A 17,163-nucleotide genomic window follows, 5' to 3' on the forward strand; every position below is an offset into this window, starting at 1 on the left:
CGGCGGGCGCGGGCGCGTCATGGTTGGTCGCGCCCGCGCGGCCGAGGGGGCGCTCGGCGCTGATCAAGATGTGAGGATGACCAGTTGCCGAGTCGCTCGCGTCATGGCCACATAGCGGTCCACCGCTCCCGTGATGCCCTCCCCGAACCTCTCCGGGTCGATGAGGATCACCAGGTCGAACTCCAGGCCCTTCGACAGCTCCGGCGTCAGTGACCGCACCCGGTCCGTCGGGCGGACGGCGGGGTCGCCGATCACGCAGGCGGTGCCTTCGGCATGCCGGGCGAGCCAGTCGTCCAGGATCGGGGAGAGGTCCGAGACGAGTCCGTGCGCGACCGGGACCCCGCCGCTGCGGATCGACGTCGGCACGTTGGCGTCCGGCAGCGCGGCCCGGATGACCGGCTCGGCCTCCGTCATGATCTCTTCCGGTGTCCGGTAGTTGATGTTCAGGGAGGCCAGCTCGATCCGGTCGAAGCCGACCCGTTCGAGCCGCTCCCGCCAGGACTCCGTGAACCCGTGCCGGGCCTGGGCGCGGTCCCCGACGATCGTGAAGCTGCGCGACGGGCACCGCGCCAGCAGCATCTGCCACTCCGCGTCGGTCAGTTCCTGCGCCTCGTCCACGACGACGTGCGCGAACGGGCCGGCCAGCCGGTCCGGAGTGGCCGTCGGCAGTTCGGACTCGTCGACCAGACTGACCTGGGCATCCTGGCCGCGCAGCATGATCACCAGTCCCTCGCCGTCGTCGCCGTCGGCGCCGGAGTCGGACGCGGCCTGGATCAGGTTGTCGACGACCTGCGTCATGCGCTCCCGCTGGGCGGCGAGGATCCCCGCCTGGCGGTGCCTGCGCCGGGCCGCGTCCGGGTCGCCGAGCCGCTGCCGCATCGCGTCCAGGATCGGCAGGTCGGACACCGTCCAGGCCTGGCCGTCCGCGCGCTGCAGCCGCCGTACCTCCTCGCGGCTGAGCCAGGGAGCGCACATCCGCAGATAGGCCGGCACGGTCCACAGGTCGGAGACGAGGTCGGTCGCCTCCAGCAGCGGCCACGCGCGGTTGAAGGCCGTCAGCAGTTCCCTGTTCTGCGTCAGCGACCTGCGGACCAGCTCCGCCGAGACCTCGCCGTCGTCCCCCGAGGCGTCCTCCTCGTGCCGGTCCACGAGGATCGTCAGCAACTCCTCCCAGACCTGGTCGCGGGCCTCGTTGTGCGGGGTGCCGGGCTCGGCCGCCTCGAACGCCACCGCCCAGTCGGCGGGGCTCAGCCTTACGTCGGACCAGTGGGTGGAGACCGTCATGCCCTCGGCGGGCGGCTCCTCGTAGAACCTCACGGCCCGCTCCACCGCCCGCACCAGGTCCGCGGACGACTTCAGCCGGGCCACGTCCGGGTCGGCCTCGACCCCCGCCTCGGCCCCCTCGGGGACGAGGTCCCGCAGGACGCACGTCTGCACGCCCTCCTCGCCCAGGCTGGGCAGGACATCGGAGACGTACGCGAGGTAGGGCCGGTGCGGACCGACGAACAGCACGCCGCCCCGGCGGTGGTCGACTCGGGGGTCGGAGTACAGCAGGTAGGCGGAGCGGTGCAGGGCGACGACCGTCTTGCCGGTGCCCGGGCCGCCGTCGACGACGAGCGCGCCGCGGGAACCGGCCCGGATGACGGCGTCCTGGTCGGCCTGGATGGTGCCGAGCACGTCCCGCATCCGGGGCGAGCGGTTGCTGCCGAGGCTGGCGATGAACGCGGACTGGTCGTCGAGCGCGGCGTGCCCGGCGAAGGCGTCCGGGGCGAACACCTCGTCCCAGTAGTCGCTGATCCGGCCGCCGGTCCAGCGGTACCTGCGGCGGCTGGCCAGGCCCATCGGGTTGGCGTGGGTGGCCCCGAAGAACGGCTCGGCGGCGGGGGAGCGCCAGTCGACCAGCAGCCGGCGGCCCGTGCTGTCGGTCAGGCCGAGCCGTCCGACGTACACCGGCTCGGGGCTGTCCGTGCCGACCATGCGGCCCAGGCACAGGTCCAGGCCGAAGCGGCGCAGGGTGCGCAGACGGGCCGTCAGCTGATGGATCTCGATGTCCCGGTCCATCGCCTCCCGGCCCAGACCGCCCGGCGCCCTGCGCGCGGCCGCGAGCCGGTCGGACAGCTCGGCGATCGACTGCTCCAGGCACTCCGCGATGGCGGCGAAGCGCTCCTCGTCGGCGGCGATCAGGGTCGGGTCGGCCTTGGGGGAGAGGCGCTCGGGGAGGGCGAAAGCGCTGGTGGTGAGGGGGTTCACGGCATGACTCCGAAAGTCGGTCGGATACGACCAGGGGGTACGGCGAGGTGGTGCTGGTGCTGGTGCCGGTGTGTTGGTGCCGGTGTTGGGGCTGGGGCCGAACCGGCGCGGTTCACGCGGTCGTCACGGGCCGCTCGTCCCGGGCGATCGCCTCGAGCACCAGCCGCGCGGCCACGTCCGCCCCGTCGGTGCGGATGGTGCCCGCCACGGCCGTCGCACGCGTACGGGTCTCGGGGGTCAGAGCGGCGCGGAGCGCGGCCGACAGGGACTCGAAGGTCGGGGTCGGACCGTCGTGTGCCGCGCCGATGCCCAACTCGGCGACCCGCGCGGCCCACAGCGGCTGGTCCACGATCTGGGGGACCACCACCTGAGGCGCTCCGGCCAGGGCCGCCGCCGTCGTCGTGCCCGCGCCCCCGTGGTGCACCACGGCGGCCACCCGGCGGAACAGCTTGTGATGGTCGGCATCGCCGACGGTGAAGCAGTCGTCGTCACCGGTCGGGGCGAGGCCGGCCCAGCCGCGGGAGACCAGGACGCGGCGGCCCTGCGCACGGACGGCCTCGACGGCGATCCGGGCGATGTCCGGTGCGTCGCGCATCGGCATGCTGCCAAAGCCCACGTACACCGGCGGCTCGCCGGCCTCCAGGAAGGCCTCCAGCTCGGCCGGCAGCGGACGTTCGTCCTTGAAGATCCAGGCGCCGGTCTGCACGACGTCGATCTCCTCGGGCTCGTCCCACGGGGCGAGCACCGGGTCCGTCGCCAGCCACGGCCGGTCGGTGAAGACGTGGTCGCGGACGTTGTCCACCGGCGGCAGTCCGATCGCCGCCCGGTGGGAGTTGAGGGGCTCGCCGTACAGGGCGTTCACCTTCTCGGCGTCCAGCTTCCACAGCACCCGGTTGTCGGTCACCCCCGGCGGGAACGGCCGGCCCGGCCGCGGCAGCGGACGGCGGGCGGGCGACGGCAGGGTCCACGGCTGGAAGCACGCGCAGACGTAGGGGATGCCCCGCTTCTCGGCCACCGACCGCACACCGGCGGGCAGCAGTCCGCTCGCCACCACCGCGTCACAGTCCTCGGCCGCCGCGCCGACCGTCTCGAAGTGCGCGGCGACCAACTCTGCCGCGACCTCCGGCGCGCTCTTCGACGGGCGCTCGGCCGAGTTCACCAGCGCGCGCACCGACCGGCCGAACGGCACCATCGGCACACCGACACCGGCCAGCAGCCGGGCGAACTCCTCGTCCGGTGGGGCGCATACGCGGGCTTCGGCGCCGCGCTCCCGCAGCGCCACCGCGAGCGCCGCCATCGGTGCGACGTCCCCGCGCGATCCGTACGACATCAACAGCACACGCACGTTTATGACTCCCGTTTCCGCAGGTCTTCGGCTCAGGCCGGAGATTCTGCGGTACGACGGGGGCCTTGCCGCAAGCCCCCCGGTGCGCTATATGTTGAGAGTGGCAAGGAGGGGACGAACTCCTTGCCCTTGTTTTTTGCGCGTGTGCTTCCGCGCGACACGCGTCTTGCCTCGACTTCTCTCGACTTCTCGCGCTCGCATCCGCGAGGTCGGTCAGCCCTCCCCGCACGGGTCCGGAACCCGATCTTCACCCGTCACGGTGAGTGTTGTTCGCACATCCATGCGCGGTAACTCACCGTGTGCGAAAGCGACCTGAGCGTGTAAATGGGCCCGAGCGTACTCCTGTCCCGTGCCCCATTTCAGGTGCTTGCTGAATATGACATGGCGATGATCCGGTCGGACTAAGCTCGCCCGCAGCGCACCGAGTTGAGGCGTATTCGTGCGCTTGTTCCCAAACAAGCAGAAGATCCCGACATACCCATGACGTACCCCGCTGCAAGCTCCCCCTACACCCATCCGATCAGTTTCAGAGGGCCCACATGGTGAGCGTTCAATCCCCGCCCCGTCGCCGTGAACTGCCATATGCGCGCGTGCTGTTGCTGCCGGCCATAGTGATGGCCGCGGCGACCGGAGCCGCCGTCGCCGTGGTGGCGGAGCCGGCCCGGACGGCCGTCGGCGTGTGCGGAACCGTGGCCATCCTGCTCGTACTGGCCGCCGCGGCCGAAGCGGTGCGCCGCGGTCGCGCCCTGCGGGACCTGCGTGCCGAGTACGCCCGTGACACCGCGTACATGGAACAGCGCATCGCCGCCCATGAACAGGACATGGCCCGCCTCGCCACGGAGATCACGCCGGCCGCCATCCACCGGCTCCAGTGCGGCAATTCGCCCTATGAGGTGATTCGAGACCTCGGCAAGATCGACCCGTCCTACGCCCATCTCTCCCGTACGGAGATCGCGTTCGTGCAGTCGATGCTCGACATCGTCGACCACGAGGAAGCCCTCCGCGACTCCGCCCAGCGCTCGTTCGTCAACATCGCCCGCCGCGTCCAGGCCATCGTCCACCAACAGGCCGTGGAACTCCGGGAGATGGAGGAGGACCACGGGCGTAACCCCGAGGTCTTCGACGACCTGCTGCGCATCGACCACGGCACCATGCTGATCGGCCGCCTGGCCGACTCCATCTCCGTGCTCGGCGGCGGCCGCCCCGGCCGCCAGTGGCCCGAACCCGTTCCGCTGTACAGCGTGTTGCGCGGCGCCATGTCGCGCATCCTCGAGTACCGCCGCATCAGCCTGGACTCCATCGCCCAGGTCAACATCGCCGGCATCTCCGTGGAGCCGATCATCCACGCCGCGGCCGAACTCCTCGACAACGCGACGCGCTACTCGCCGCCGCAGACCAAGGTGCACGTCACCGCCACCGAGGTGCAGACCGGTATCGCGATCGAGATCGAGGACTCCGGCGTCAGCCTCAGCGAAGAGGCGCGCGCCCGGGTCGAGGGCATGCTCGAACGCGCCAAGCAGGGCACCGACCTCCAGGACCTGGGCGAGTCCCCGCGTCTCGGCCTGGCCGTCGTGGGCCGCCTGTGCACGGCGTTCAACATGCAGGTCTCGCTGCGGACTTCCGCGTACGGCGGTGTGCGCGCCGTCCTCGTGGTCCCGCGCGAGATGATGACCAACGACCCGGCGCCCGGACTCGCCCACGGCATCGGCGCCGCCGCGGCGCCCAAGGCCGACCCCGATGCCCTCGAGGGACCCAAGCGCGCCCCCAAGACGCGGCGTCCGACCAGCCCGAAGATCCCCGCCACGGTCACCATGGAGGACGACGTCCCCGTGGTCACCGAATGGACCGCGGGCGGACTGCCCCAGCGGCGCAGCCGGGTCAAGACCCCGCTCAGCAAGCGCATCGCCGAGCAGGCCGCCATCGAGGAGGCCGAACGGGAGGGCCGGCCGACCGTCTGGTCGACGCGCAGGGCCGAGCCCGAGCCGGAGCCGGAGAAGGACGACGAGCCCGCACCCGGAGCGTGGGTCGAGGCGTTCTGGAACGGACTCAAGGACAAGCCAGACCCCTACACACTCCAGCCGCGAACTCAACCGGCCCGCCCCGAGGCCGACGACGAGGGGGACACCAAGTGATCCAGCAGCGCGCCAACTTCGACTGGATGCTCAAGGAGCTCCACGACGGCGTACCGGGCATCGAGATGATCGTGGTGCTGTCGGCCGACGGGCTGCGCATCGCGCGCTACGGCGGTGACCCCGACACCGCCGACCGCGTCGCGGCCGCGTGCGCGGGGCTGCAGAGCCTGGCGAGCGCCGTCGCCACGGAGATCCCGAACAGCGACGGCACGATGAAGATGGTCCTGATCGAGATCAAGGGCGGCTACTTCTATCTGATGGCCGCCGGGGCCAACGCCTATCTCGCCGTGCTCTCCGACACGTTCGCCGAGCCCGGCCTGATGAGCAACCGCATGTGCGACCTCGTCGCCCGCATCGGCGCCCATCTCACCAGTCCGCCCCGGCGCAACGGGCAGACCGTATGACTCCTCCGCAACGCCAGCGGCGATTCCCCAAGGACAATCCCCCGTCACCACCCCCGGCCCCCGGGACCGGGAAGCAGAAGAACCCGGAGCGGCTCTTCGTGGTGGCCGGACCCGACGGCGGCAACCGTGACCGCGACCTCGACCTCGTCACCTTAATCGTGGCGCGCGCCGACCCTCCGCCTTCCCCCACGCCCGAGCAGTCGGCGCTGCTCCGGCTGTGCAGCACCCCCCTGTCCGTGGCCGAGCTGTCGGCCTATCTCAACCTGCCGTTCAGCGTGATGACGGTGCTGCTCACCGACATGCTGACGGCCGGCCTGGTGACGGCACGCAACCCGATCGTGCGCCGGACCGTCGCCGACCGGTCAATCCTCGAAGCGGTGATGCATGGACTTCAAAGGCTCTGACACCGTCCCCGGCCCACGGACCGAGGACCAGCTGCCGCACACGGCCGAGGCCGCGGTCAAGATCGTGATCGTGGGCGGCTTCGGTGTCGGCAAGACCACCATGGTCGGCTCGGTCAGCGAGATCAGGCCGCTGACCACCGAAGAGACCATGACGCAGGCGGGCATCGGCGTCGACGACAACTTCGGCTCGGACACCAAGACGGCCACCACCGTGGCGATGGACTTCGGCCGTATCAGCATCACCGAGCAGCTCGTGCTGTACCTCTTCGGCACGCCCGGCCAGGAGCGCTTCTGGTTCCTGTGGAACGGGTTGTTCGACGGAGCGCTGGGCGCGGTCGTACTGATCGACACCCGTCGCCTGGAGGTCAGTTTCGACGTCATGGGGCGGCTGGAGGAGCGGGGTGTGCCCTTCGTGGTCGCCGTCAACACCTTCCCGGACGCGCCCCGTTACCCCGTCTCCGAACTCCGCACGGCGCTGGATCTGCCCGAGGAGATCCCCATCATCGAGTGCGACGCGCGGCGGCGGGCGTCCAGTCGGGATGTGCTGATGACGTTGCTGCGGTTCCTGCACGCGCTGGCATTGGCGAAGGCGCCGGCTTGAGCCACCCCCACAACCCAATCCCCCCGTTTCTCTGTTCCGCCCATTCCCCCCTGACACCGGATTCACTTCAGCTTCGGAGCGACCATCGTGACGCCTGAATCCCTCTCAACGACCGGCATGGACGACCCTACGGTCACCCCACCTCCCGGCTGCCCGGCGCATGGCATCGGCCCTGGCGGGCTGCGTCGCTTGCACGGCCCTGAGGCAGAGGATCTGGGAGCCGTGTACGAGAAACTCCGTGCCGAGCACGGCCCTGTGGCTCCCGCACTCTTGCACGATGACGTGCCGGTCTGGGTGGTGCTAGGCCACACCGAGAACATGCACATGGTCCGCACGCCCTCGCAGTTCTGCCGTGACAGCCGACTGTGGACCGCCGTGCAGGACGGCACGTTGAAGCCCGACAACCCGCTCATGCCGCACATCGCCTGGCAGCCCATTTGCTGCCACGCCGAGGGTGATGAGCATGTGCGCTTGCGCGGTGCGGTCACCGACGCCATGGCGACCATCGACCACCGGGGTATCCGCCGCTATATCAACCGCGCGACCCAGCAGCTCGTCAACAAGTTCTGTGAGACAGGCAGAGCCGACCTGGTCAGCCAGTTCGCCGAGCACCTGCCCATGGTGGTCATGTGCGAGATCCTCGGCATGCCCGACGAGTACAACGATCGACTCGTGCAGGCGGCCCGCGACCTGCCCAAGGGCACCGAGACCGCAATCGCCAGCAACGCGTACGTCATGGACGTCCTGATGCGGCTCACCGTCAGCCGTCGGGCCCAGCCCAAGGACGACTTCACCAGCCGTCTCGTCAGCCACCCGGCGCGGCTCACCGACGAAGAGGTCGGCCAGCACCTGCGCGTCGTTTTGATGGCGGCGTACGAGGCAACCGCCAACCTCCTCGCCAACGTCCTGCGCGTGGTGCTCACCGACCCGCGGTTCCGCGCCCAGCTCAGCGGCGGTCAGATGACGGTGCCTCAGGCGGTCGAGCAGTCCCTCTGGGACGAGCCGCCGTTCAGCAGTGTCCTGTGCTACTACGCCAAGCAGGACACCGAGCTGGGTGCCCAGCGCATCCGCAAGGGTGACGGACTCCTCATGGGCATTGCGCCAGGCAACGTGGACCCGCGCGTCCGTCCCGACCTCAAGGCCAACATGAAGGGCAATCGCTCCCACCTTGCCTTCAGCGGAGGTCCCCACGAGTGTCCAGGGCAGGACATCGGCCGCGCCATCGCCGATGTGGGCGTGGACGCCTTGCTGAGCCGCCTCCCGGATGTCCAGCTGGCATGCGAGGAGCACGAACTGCAGTGGCAGGCGTCCATTTTCAACCGGCACCTGGTGGAACTACCAGTGAAGTTCGCGCCCAAGCCCCAGCAGGATGCCATGGCAGGACCCACGCACCCAGGGTCGCTCCATCGTCCCAGCAATAGCCAGGTCAGCGCGCCCCAATCGCATGCGGCGGCAACTCCGGAGTTGGTCGTTCCGGCCACGGATCCGACGCTGGTGCCGGAACCTGCCCCCCGACCGGGCATGTTCCGACGCCTGCTGCGCTGGTGGCGTGGCGAGTGAGCTGACCCGGCACGGTGCTATCCGGCCCACTCGTCGTACGACGACCAGGCCCGAAGCACACGCCGGCTGACGAAGCGGTGATCGCACCCCGTGATCGGATCGGTGAACTCCAAGACCCGCGCCAATAGTTGGAGGGGACGCCGGAAGTCACCGGCCGCCACGGGGTCGGTCACCACCGGGTAAAGGGGATCGCCAAGGATCGGCACCCCCAACGCGCTCATGTGGACCCGCAGTTGGTGCGTCTGCCCGGTATGCGGTACGAGACGGTACCGGGCACGCCCCGCCTGATGCTCCAGCAGCTCGACCCGGCTGACGGCGTTAGGCTCACCCTCGACCTCGCGGGCTGCCATCACCCCAGGCTCCTTGACGATCCGGCTGCGTACGGTGCGCGGCAGGTCCAGTGCGGGGTCGTACGGGGCCACGGCCTCGTATTCCTTGGCCACCCGCCGGTCGCGGAAAAGTGACTGGTAGGCGCCGCGCTCCTCGGGCCGCACGATGAACAGCATCACCCCCGCTGTCAGCCGGTCCAGACGGTGCGCGGCGCCCAGCGTCGGGAGGCTGAGCTGCTTCCGCAGCCGCGCCAGGGCCGTCTCGGCGACGTGGCTGCCGCGCGGGGTTGTGGCCAGAAAGTGCGGCTTGTCGGCCACCACCACGTGCTGGTCCCGATAGATGACGTCGACCTCGAACGGCACCCGCACCTCGTCGGGCAGGTCGCGGTGGAACCACACGTACATTCCCGGGACGTACGCCATGTCCCGCGGCACCGGATGCCCTGCTGCATCTACGATCTGCCCCGCGTCGAGCATCCCGTCGATCACTCCGGCCCCGGCCGCGAGCCGTGCTACGAGGTGATCCCGTACGGTCGCCCACGCGTCGCCGGCCGGCAACTTCACCCGCACCGGATCCACCCCGTCGCGCTGCGGCAGGGGAGAGGGCGGGGTTGGATTACGGCGTCTCATCACGATCAAGCCTACGAGGCGTTGACAGCGAGGCGACGAGGCGGCGCTCCTGGAGGGGTCGCGTGCTCCTTCCACTCTCTCGGCGGGATACCGAGGGCGCCCGGCCGTCCATGAGATGTTCCACGAATCGGAATCGGCTTCCAGTGCCCGAACCGACGGACGTGGTAGACATTGTGGCGTCTTGCGCGTTGCCGCTTTAGTCTTGATAGCCAATGCGAGAGTTTGCCGGTTCTTTGATGTTCCGGCATGAGAGCAAGGGCGCAGTGCCGTTTCAGCGGGGCGTATGGGGGCGAGGTGCTGCTAGGGCACGTCCCGTAGGGGCAGGTACAGCGTGCGACCCCCTTCAGGGGCGCGCGTCTTAGACGTGTACGCATCAGCGCCTGGAAGCGTGCGCCTTCCCCCGTGGGCCAGTGGCTGGCACAGTCGTAGAACTCGTCCAGATCGTACAAGCGGCCTCGGAGCGGTGTGCGCTTCCTCTAGGTCGGGCGTGTGGGGTGGTGCCTGTGGACGAGAATACAACTGCGGGACTGTCGCTGTCAGCGGAGCGACTTGGCCAACTGGCAGCCGAGATCGGCGCGTTTCTGGCGAAGGGGTGCGACGCGCGCGGGCATCTGAGCCCGGAACTGAGCGTGGTCGCGCCGACTCCTGCTCTCGGCGCTTGCGCAGGCGCGATGCCTTTCGTGGCGCTGGAAAACTTGGGGAGCGTGGCGCGGCGGCCGGTGCCCGTAGGCCTCAACGACAAGAGCGGCTCTTACGAGTCGACTGTCGGGGGCTGGACCGCGGACCTGGCAGGCCCGCTGGAGGGGGGCGACCCGAACCGCCGCCGCCTCTTCATCGTCACCGTGGCCATGCTGCGGACTGCTGCGCAGGTCGTCGTCGATGAGATGGTCGCCAACCATCATGCGGCCACCTCTGTCGCCGGCCGGTTCATCTTGGCGCAGGACCCCGCCGGGATAACTAGCCCTGATGCGCCGAACTCTCACGGCATCAGGCGCGAGGGCCAGCAGCCCGTCTCATCATCGCGGTGCCCGCGATCGAATCGACGAGGTCGTCGGCCAACGAAGCGAAAGGGCCACCCCGGCAACTCGAGGCCACCGCGCCGATCGCACCCCAGAGCGCGTCCCACGCGTGCCGACTAGCGAACATCACCACCGGAGGACGTCATGAGCGCACGCGGCAAGTGTGTCCTGCTCGCAGTGCGGGCCGCCCGCGGCTTCTGCTCCATCGCTGTCCGCGCCCTCCAGACCGTCTAGTAAGCGCTGGACCGTGAGGGTTCCCACCTCCTTGGCCACGAAGTCGTGCACAAGTACGTAAGTCGTTCAGGGGTTTGAAAAAGGAGGGTGCGATGTTCAGCTATGAACCAGGCAGCTCGTGCACCGACGCTCCCGTACCCGAGCATCCCCGTTCCTCAGGAGGGAAAGATGTCCCCGTTCCGCATACCCGACTTCGACATGCCGATCGCGCCAAGCGGTCTCTCACCTGCGATGGACGCGGTCGAACCCGACATGTGGGCATGGGCTGACGCCCATCATCTCGTGCACGGTGAAGCGATGCGCCGGCATCTGGCCCGCACCCGACCGCAGTGGGCCACCGCGATCTACCTGCCGGGCGCCGACGAAGAGCATCTGCGTGTACCGAACCGGTTCATGATCTGGGCCTTCATACTCGACGACAACCTCGACGACAGCATCAGCGAGGGACGTATCGAGCCCGTCACCTATCTGCTGGACGAACTCGTAGCCGTCTGCCGCAACCTGAACACCCCGATCACCAACGAAGGGCGGGCTCTCAAGGACGTCCTCGACGACCTGGCCCGAGGCCGCTCGAAGGTCTGGCGCAATGTTCTCGGCGAATCCGTGGTGCGCTGGCTGAACACCTTCCTGCCGGAGGCCCGTGCCAGCCGGGCGGGCCGCGTCATGACCATCGACGAATACCTGCCCCACCGCCGCAACGGAGTCTGCGAGTTCATTTTCGCCCACCTGCAGGAATACGTCCGTGACGTCGAACTGCCGGAGGGTGTGCGCAACCTGCCCGCGATGGAACAGGCCCGCAACCTTGCCTGCGAGTGGACCGGTCTCTACAACGACATCTACTCCGTCGAGAAGGAGGAGTCGGTCGGCTACCTCCACAACGCCGTTCTTGTCACTCGCACTCACCGCGGCTGTTCCACCCAGGAGGCCGTGGACATCGTCGCGGCAATCACCAACAGCCTCCTCCATCAATTCCTCGCCGCCTGCGAAGCGGCTCCCGCCCAGATCCGCGCCGCGGCCGACTACACCCCCACGGTCCTCGCACACGCCCGCGACGTGATCGCCGGTTACCGGGACCTTGTCCGCGCGAACTACGACTACCACCGCGGCGCCGCTCGCTACAACGACGTCGCCAAGTACATGCCGGAAGCCATCACCACGAGCGGATTACGACCTGACTGGAGCTGCACCCCCACCATCACCCACTCCTGACTCGGCTCCGGCACCAGGGTGTTGTGTCAACTTAGCGGGTGATCACAGCGAGCATGGGTCGAATGGGTTGTCTCGTTCCGCATCGGCACGTGGCTGCGGTGGGTTCGAGACCGTCGACAGGCAGAGACTCGCGATATATCGTGTCTCTTGACGGCTCCCGCCCACTCGCGATATGTTCGTCCACGGATATTCGTAAGCGAGGTGGACGTCATGGCCCTGAGGCGCCGCAAGCTCGGCAACCCGCTCGCGCTGGCCGTGCTGACGACGCTGTGGCAGAAGCCGATGCATCCGTACGAGATCGCTCAGACCCTGCGTCAGCAGGGCAAGGACGCCAGTACGAAGATCAACTACGGCTCGCTGTACACCGTCGTGCAGAACCTCCAGAAGCACGGCTTCGTCGAGGTGACGGAGGTGCAGCGGCAGGGGAACCGGCCCGAGCGCACCGTGTACGGGCTCACCGAGGCCGGTCGTGAGGAGATGACCGAGTGGTTGTCGGACCTCATGGCGGTGCCCGCCAAGGAGTACCCGATCTTCGAGACCGCGCTCTCCCTGATGGGCGCACTGCCGCCGGATGAGGTGGTGCGGTTGTTGGAGGAGCGGGTGAAGGCCCTGGAGGTGCAGGCCGCGAGCGGCCGGGGGGCGTTGCACAAGCTCTACGAGACGCTGCCTCGGCTCTTCCTGGTCGAGACCGAGTACCAGTTGCACATGGTCGAGGCGCAGGCCGAGTGGGTCCGCGGCTTCCTGGAGGAGATCAGGAAGGGCACCCTGCCGGGCGTGGACCCGTGGCGGCGGTATCACGAGACAGGGGAGATGCCACCCGAGTTCACCTAGCGACGTACAGGCCACCACGTACAGGCCGCGTCGTACAGGCCACGACGTGTAGGCCGCGTCGTACAGGCCACGACGTGTAGGCCGCCATGTACAGGCAATCGCGTACACGCCATCACGTACAGACGAAATCGACCCCGGCGGTGCTGTTGCAGCAGCCCCGCCAGGGTCTCGAACCCCGAACCGGCTCCGCCGTGGGGCGCAACCGGGCGATCGAGGTGCGGCACACCCAGGATAGCCCGGCCCTCCTCACGCGGAACGATCACGTATCCGCTCATCAGGAGAGCAACTGTCATGAGCAGTACCAGCCCTGGCACTCGTGCGCCCGCGGTCGAGGCGCGCCAACTGACCAAGACCTACGGCGAGGTCACCGCCCTGAACGGGATGGACATCACCGTCGAGCCCGGCACCGTCTTCGGCCTTCTCGGGCCCAACGGCGCCGGAAAGTCCACCACCGTCAAGATCCTCACCACCCTGGCCCGCCCCGACTCGGGCGCGGCCACCGTCGCAGGCCACGACGTGCTGCACCACCCGGACCGGGTGCGCCGCGCCATCGGCGTGGTCGCCCAGAACTCCGGCGCCGACCCGGTCGCCACCGGGCGGGAGAATCTGCGACTCCAGGGGCGGCTCCACGGCTTGAGCCGCGCCGAACTGGGCCGTCGTGTCGCCGAGTTGCTCGACCGCTTCCGGCTCACCGACGCCGCCGACCGTCCGGTCAAGGGCTACTCCGGCGGGATGCGCCGCCGGCTCGACGTGGCCCTCGGTCTGGTGCACCGGCCCGAGGTGCTCTTCCTGGACGAGCCCACCACCGGTCTCGACCCCGAGACCCGCGCCGCGATGTGGGACGAGATCGGGCGGCTGGCCGGCGAGGACGGCATGACCGTCCTGCTCACCACGCACTACCTGGAGGAGGCGGACCGGCTCGCCGAGCGCGTCGCGATCGTCGACCGCGGCCGGATCGTCGTCGCGGGCACCCCGGACGCCCTCAAGGGCGAACTCCGCGGTGACGCCGTGCATGTGGAACTGCGTCAGTCGGTCGGGGAGGCGGGGCGTACGCTCCTGGTCGGCGCGCTCGGCGGACTGCCGGGCGTGCACGAGGTGCTGGTCGACGGGCGCCGCGTCAGTGTGCGGGCCGACGAAGGTGCGGCGGCGATGCCCGCGCTCCTCGCCGCGCTGGAACGCGCCGGGGTCGGCGTCGCCACGGCGACCGTCGCCCGCCCGTCCCTCGACGACGTCTATCTCCGGTACGCGGGCCGTCGTTACGCCGAGGCCGAAGCCGACAGCTCCGACAACCTCGTCCTCGCCGGGGCCGGAGGGGCGCGATGAGCACCGCGATCTCCCAGACCTGGTACATGACGCAGCGCCAGCTCATGGTGTTCGTACGGCAGCCGGCCTACGCGATCATCACGCTGATCCAGCCGGTGATCTGGCTGTTCCTGTTCGGCAGTCTCTTCAAGAAGGTCGTCGAGCTCGGTGGCTTCGGCACCACCTCCTATCTCGATTACCTCGTGCCGGGCGTCGTCGTGATGAGCGCCCTCAGCTCCAACATGTGGGCCGGTATGAGCACGCTCGACGAGATCCAGCGGGGCACGCTCAACCGGTTCCTGACCACCCCGGTCAGCCGGGCCGCACTGATGAACGGCAATGTCGTCAACAACGGCCTGGTCACCGCTCTCCAGTCGGTCGTCATCGTGCTGCTCGGCCTGCTCGGAGGCGCGGACTACCCCGGCGGCGCCGTCGGCATCGCCGTCCTGGTCGTCGCCGCGGTCCTGCTCGGCACGATCTTCGGGGCGCTGTCCAACGCGCTGGGCATGCTGGTGCAGGAGCGTGAGTCGATCATCGGCATCAACACCTTCCTGCTGCTGCCGCTGACCTTCCTGTCCTCCGCCTTCATGGCGCCGTCGCAGATGCCGGGCTGGATGCGGCACATCGCCGACTTCAACCCGCTCAACTGGGCCATGGTCGCGGGGCGTTCGGCGATGTCCGACCACCCCGACTGGGGTGACGTCCTCACCCGGGGCGGCGGGCTGCTGGCGCTGGCCGTCGGCGCGGTGTGGCTGTCCATCCGGACGTTCCGCTCCTACCAGCGCTCGGTCTGACGGCAGGCGGAAGGGGCGGCACCCCGCGAGGGTGCCGCCCCTTTCCCACGTTCGCTGAAGAGCTACGCCGCCGGCGCCGCCCCCTCCTGCTCCGCCTCGATCCGCGCGTTCCAGTCCCGCTTGGACGCCTGCCAGCCGTCCTCGTTGTGGCCCAGGCGCCAGTAGCCGGAGATCGAGAGGTCCTCGCGGGGTACACCGTGATCCACCCGCAGCAGCCGGCGCAGCTGCTTCACGAAGTGTGCCTCGCCGTGGACGAACGCGTGCAGCCGGCCCTCCGGGAACTCCAGTGCGCGTACGGCCTCGACCAGTGCCTCGCCGACCGGGCGTGAGCCGCGGTGCAGCCAGATGACGTCCACGTCGGAGTCGATCTTCTGCTCCTCCCCGGGGCCGGCGATCTCCACGAAGGCGTACGCCGTGGCGCCGTCGGGCAGCGACTCCAGGGAGCGGGCGATGGCGGGCAGGGCGCTCTCGTCGCCCACGAGCAGATGCCAGTCGGCGTCCGGGTCGGGGGCGTAGGCGCCGCCGGGGCCCAGGAAGCGTACGGTCTCGCCGGGCTGGGCGCGCATCGCCCACGGGCCGGCCAGGCCCTCGTCGCCGTGCAGCACGAAGTCCAGCGTCAGCTCGCGGTGTTCCGGGTCCCACGCCCGCACGGTGTACGTCCGCGTCACGGGCCACTGCTCACGCGGCAGTTCCTCGCGGATGCGTTCGAGGTCGAAGGGTTCGGGGTAGTCCACACCGGACGGGGAGAACAGCATCTTGACGTAGTGGTCCGTGCAGGTGTCCGCAGTGAACTCGGCGAGTCCGTCACCGCCCAGCACCACACGCTGCATGTGCGGGGTCAGCCGTTCGGTACGGATGACCTGCGCGCAGTAGGGCTTCCGCGGCTTGCGGGCAGGGCGAAGCGCCATCACTGGCCTCCCTCGTTCCAAGCTTAGGTTTACCTAAGTTAGCACCTCCCCCCGATGAATGCCGCTATGAACGTTCATGAAATGGTGCATGTCGCTCACACAGGGAACGAATTCCCCGTGGCACGAGCCCCATGTGTGCAATCGGGACGCTGTTCGCGCCCTCGGTGCGCTCACGCCCCCAGCGTCACGAGCAGCCGCTGCAGCGACCCGCCGAGCCCCCAGCGCACGGCCAGCTCGTCCAGCCCCGCCGGATCCCGGGGCGTACGCGGCAGCGTCGTGTCCACGTCCGGCAGAGGTACATCGCCAGCCACTCGGACCACCTTCGGTGCGACGGACACGTACGGCCGCGACTCGTCCAGCCGCTTGCGCTGCGAGGGTGTGAGCTTCGCCTTCGGGTCGTCGACCGCCGCCATGATCCCGGCCAGGTCGCCGAACTCGGTCAGCAGCTTCGCGGCCGTCTTCTCGCCGATCCCCGGCACGCCCGGCAGGCCGTCGCTCGGGTCGCCGCGCAGCAGTGCCAGATCGGCGTAACCGCGGCCGTCGACGCCGTACTTCTCGCGCAGCCACGCCTCGTCGGTGAGCTGGAGGGTGCCGACGCCCTTGAGCGGGTACAGCACCCGCACCCCGCGCTCGTCGTCGACCAGCTGGTACAGGTCGCGGTCGCCCGTGACGATGTCGACCGGGCCCTTCGCGCGCGCCGTGAACGTGCCGATCACGTCGTCCGCCTCGTATCCCGCGACGCCCACGCGTGCGATGCCCAGTGCGTCCAGGACGGCCTCGATCACCGGCACCTGCGGCGACAGCGTGTCCGGCACCTCCTCCTCGTCCGGTCCGACCTCGCGCTCCTCGGCGACGCGGTGAGCCTTGTAGGAGGGGATCAGCTCGACCCGCCACTCGGGCCGCCAGTCGGCGTCCATGCAGGCCACCAGCGCGTCCGGGCGGTGGTCCTTGACCAGGCGGTCGATGAAGTCGAGAAGTCCGCGCACGGCGTTCACCGGCGTCCCGTCCGGGGCCTTCACGGAGTCCGGGACGCCGAAATAGGCGCGGAAGTAGAGCGAGGCGGTGTCGAGGAGCATCAGTCGTCCGGTCACGCCACGCATCATGCCGTACGGCACTGACATCGAGCCGTCATGCCGTACCGCACCGACAGCGACCCGCTCGGTGAGCGCCGCGTTGCGCTGCGTACCCGCCCTGTGGGCTGGCCCACTTGT

The 17,163-nt window shown here is 69.4% G+C and carries 14 protein-coding genes; 9 read left to right on the top strand and 5 right to left on the bottom strand.

All coding sequences use genetic code 11. The features are described 5' to 3' along the window. Positions 1 to 63: 63 nt before the first annotated feature. Positions 64 to 2,250 (bottom strand): RNA polymerase recycling motor ATPase HelR, encoded by a 2,187-nt coding sequence (gene helR / locus ACIRD7_RS32410; RefSeq protein WP_403459186.1) that lies wholly within the window; start codon positions 2,248 to 2,250, stop codon positions 64 to 66. A 112-nt stretch (positions 2,251 to 2,362) separates the two neighbouring features. Further along, positions 2,363 to 3,595, bottom strand: a complete 1,233-nt coding sequence (locus ACIRD7_RS32415; RefSeq protein ID WP_403459187.1) for a glycosyltransferase — start codon at positions 3,593 to 3,595, stop codon at positions 2,363 to 2,365. A 539-nt stretch (positions 3,596 to 4,134) separates the two neighbouring features. Here ACIRD7_RS32415 and ACIRD7_RS32420 point away from each other — a divergent pair. The 5 genes from ACIRD7_RS32420 to ACIRD7_RS32440 all read left to right on the top strand — a co-directional run bounded on the left by ACIRD7_RS32420 (position 4,135) and on the right by ACIRD7_RS32440 (position 8,696). Continuing rightward, on the top strand, positions 4,135 to 5,727 hold the full coding sequence (locus tag ACIRD7_RS32420; protein ID WP_403459189.1) for a sensor histidine kinase: 1,593 nt from the start codon (positions 4,135 to 4,137) through the stop codon (positions 5,725 to 5,727). Further along, positions 5,724 to 6,131: a roadblock/LC7 domain-containing protein gene (locus ACIRD7_RS32425; protein WP_383418538.1), complete on the top strand. Its 408-nt coding sequence runs from the start codon at positions 5,724 to 5,726 to the stop codon at positions 6,129 to 6,131. The genes ACIRD7_RS32420 and ACIRD7_RS32425 overlap by 4 nt, the downstream gene beginning before the upstream one ends. Further along, on the top strand, positions 6,128 to 6,535 hold the full coding sequence (locus ACIRD7_RS32430; protein ID WP_403459191.1) for a DUF742 domain-containing protein: 408 nt from the start codon (positions 6,128 to 6,130) through the stop codon (positions 6,533 to 6,535). The genes ACIRD7_RS32425 and ACIRD7_RS32430 overlap by 4 nt, the downstream gene beginning before the upstream one ends. Next, the gene (locus ACIRD7_RS32435) at positions 6,516 to 7,136 is read left to right on the top strand and encodes a GTP-binding protein (RefSeq protein ID WP_403459192.1); all 621 of its coding nucleotides are present in this window, start codon (positions 6,516 to 6,518) and stop codon (positions 7,134 to 7,136) included. Before ACIRD7_RS32430 ends, ACIRD7_RS32435 begins: the two co-directional genes overlap by 20 nt. A gap of 87 nt (positions 7,137 to 7,223) precedes the next feature. Continuing rightward, complete coding sequence (locus ACIRD7_RS32440; RefSeq protein ID WP_403459193.1) at positions 7,224 to 8,696, top strand: cytochrome P450; 1,473 nt, start codon at positions 7,224 to 7,226, stop codon at positions 8,694 to 8,696. A gap of 17 nt (positions 8,697 to 8,713) precedes the next feature. Here the strand turns inward: ACIRD7_RS32440 and ACIRD7_RS32445 are convergent, their stop codons facing one another. Next, a complete protein-coding gene (locus ACIRD7_RS32445) occupies positions 8,714 to 9,655 on the bottom strand; it encodes an RluA family pseudouridine synthase (RefSeq protein ID WP_403459194.1) in 942 nt (313 codons plus the stop codon). Positions 9,656 to 11,076: 1,421 nt separating this feature from the next. Between ACIRD7_RS32445 and ACIRD7_RS32450 the strand changes: the two genes are divergently transcribed. The 4 genes from ACIRD7_RS32450 (at position 11,077) to ACIRD7_RS32465 (ending at position 15,044) form a co-directional block, all read left to right on the top strand. Next, positions 11,077 to 12,117 carry a terpene synthase family protein gene (locus tag ACIRD7_RS32450; RefSeq protein WP_403459195.1) on the top strand — a complete coding sequence of 347 codons (1,041 nt, stop codon included), beginning with the start codon at positions 11,077 to 11,079 and terminating at the stop codon, positions 12,115 to 12,117. A gap of 210 nt (positions 12,118 to 12,327) precedes the next feature. Next, complete coding sequence (locus tag ACIRD7_RS32455) at positions 12,328 to 12,948, top strand: helix-turn-helix transcriptional regulator (RefSeq protein ID WP_403459196.1); 621 nt, start codon at positions 12,328 to 12,330, stop codon at positions 12,946 to 12,948. Positions 12,949 to 13,239: 291 nt separating this feature from the next. Then, positions 13,240 to 14,271, top strand: a complete 1,032-nt coding sequence (locus tag ACIRD7_RS32460; RefSeq protein ID WP_403459197.1) for an ATP-binding cassette domain-containing protein — start codon at positions 13,240 to 13,242, stop codon at positions 14,269 to 14,271. Beyond that, positions 14,268 to 15,044 carry an ABC transporter permease gene (locus tag ACIRD7_RS32465; protein WP_403459200.1) on the top strand — a complete coding sequence of 259 codons (777 nt, stop codon included), beginning with the start codon at positions 14,268 to 14,270 and terminating at the stop codon, positions 15,042 to 15,044. The genes ACIRD7_RS32460 and ACIRD7_RS32465 overlap by 4 nt, the downstream gene beginning before the upstream one ends. A 62-nt stretch (positions 15,045 to 15,106) precedes the next feature. Here the strand turns inward: ACIRD7_RS32465 and ACIRD7_RS32470 are convergent, their stop codons facing one another. Both ACIRD7_RS32470 and ACIRD7_RS32475 read right to left on the bottom strand, forming a co-directional pair. Next, positions 15,107 to 15,952 (bottom strand): siderophore-interacting protein, encoded by an 846-nt coding sequence (locus tag ACIRD7_RS32470; RefSeq protein WP_403459202.1) that lies wholly within the window; start codon positions 15,950 to 15,952, stop codon positions 15,107 to 15,109. A gap of 170 nt (positions 15,953 to 16,122) precedes the next feature. Continuing rightward, entirely contained in the window at positions 16,123 to 17,073 is a 951-nt protein-coding gene (locus ACIRD7_RS32475) for a 5'-3' exonuclease H3TH domain-containing protein (protein ID WP_403459204.1), read from the bottom strand. Positions 17,074 to 17,163 lie beyond the last annotated feature (90 nt).

The sequence above is a fragment of the Streptomyces sp. NPDC093568 genome (genome assembly GCF_044764945.1).
Lineage (GTDB): Bacteria > Actinomycetota > Actinomycetes > Streptomycetales > Streptomycetaceae > Streptomyces.

Bases quoted from the DNA above. Each gene is read 5' to 3' on its own strand.
- ACIRD7_RS32460 (WP_403459197.1), top strand. From the start codon at position 13,240: ATGAGCAGTACCAGCCCTGGCACTCGTGCGCCCGCGGTCGAGGCGCGC.
- ACIRD7_RS32455 (WP_403459196.1), top strand. From the start codon at position 12,328: ATGGCCCTGAGGCGCCGCAAGCTCGGCAACCCGCTCGCGCTGGCCGTG.
- ACIRD7_RS32475 (WP_403459204.1), bottom strand. From the start codon at position 17,073: ATGTCAGTGCCGTACGGCATGATGCGTGGCGTGACCGGACGACTGATG.
- ACIRD7_RS32465 (WP_403459200.1), top strand. From the start codon at position 14,268: ATGAGCACCGCGATCTCCCAGACCTGGTACATGACGCAGCGCCAGCTC.
- ACIRD7_RS32445 (WP_403459194.1), bottom strand. From the start codon at position 9,655: ATGAGACGCCGTAATCCAACCCCGCCCTCTCCCCTGCCGCAGCGCGAC.
- ACIRD7_RS32430 (WP_403459191.1), top strand. From the start codon at position 6,128: ATGACTCCTCCGCAACGCCAGCGGCGATTCCCCAAGGACAATCCCCCG.
- ACIRD7_RS32470 (WP_403459202.1), bottom strand. From the start codon at position 15,952: ATGGCGCTTCGCCCTGCCCGCAAGCCGCGGAAGCCCTACTGCGCGCAG.
- ACIRD7_RS32450 (WP_403459195.1), top strand. From the start codon at position 11,077: ATGTCCCCGTTCCGCATACCCGACTTCGACATGCCGATCGCGCCAAGC.
- ACIRD7_RS32435 (WP_403459192.1), top strand. From the start codon at position 6,516: ATGGACTTCAAAGGCTCTGACACCGTCCCCGGCCCACGGACCGAGGAC.
- ACIRD7_RS32420 (WP_403459189.1), top strand. From the start codon at position 4,135: ATGGTGAGCGTTCAATCCCCGCCCCGTCGCCGTGAACTGCCATATGCG.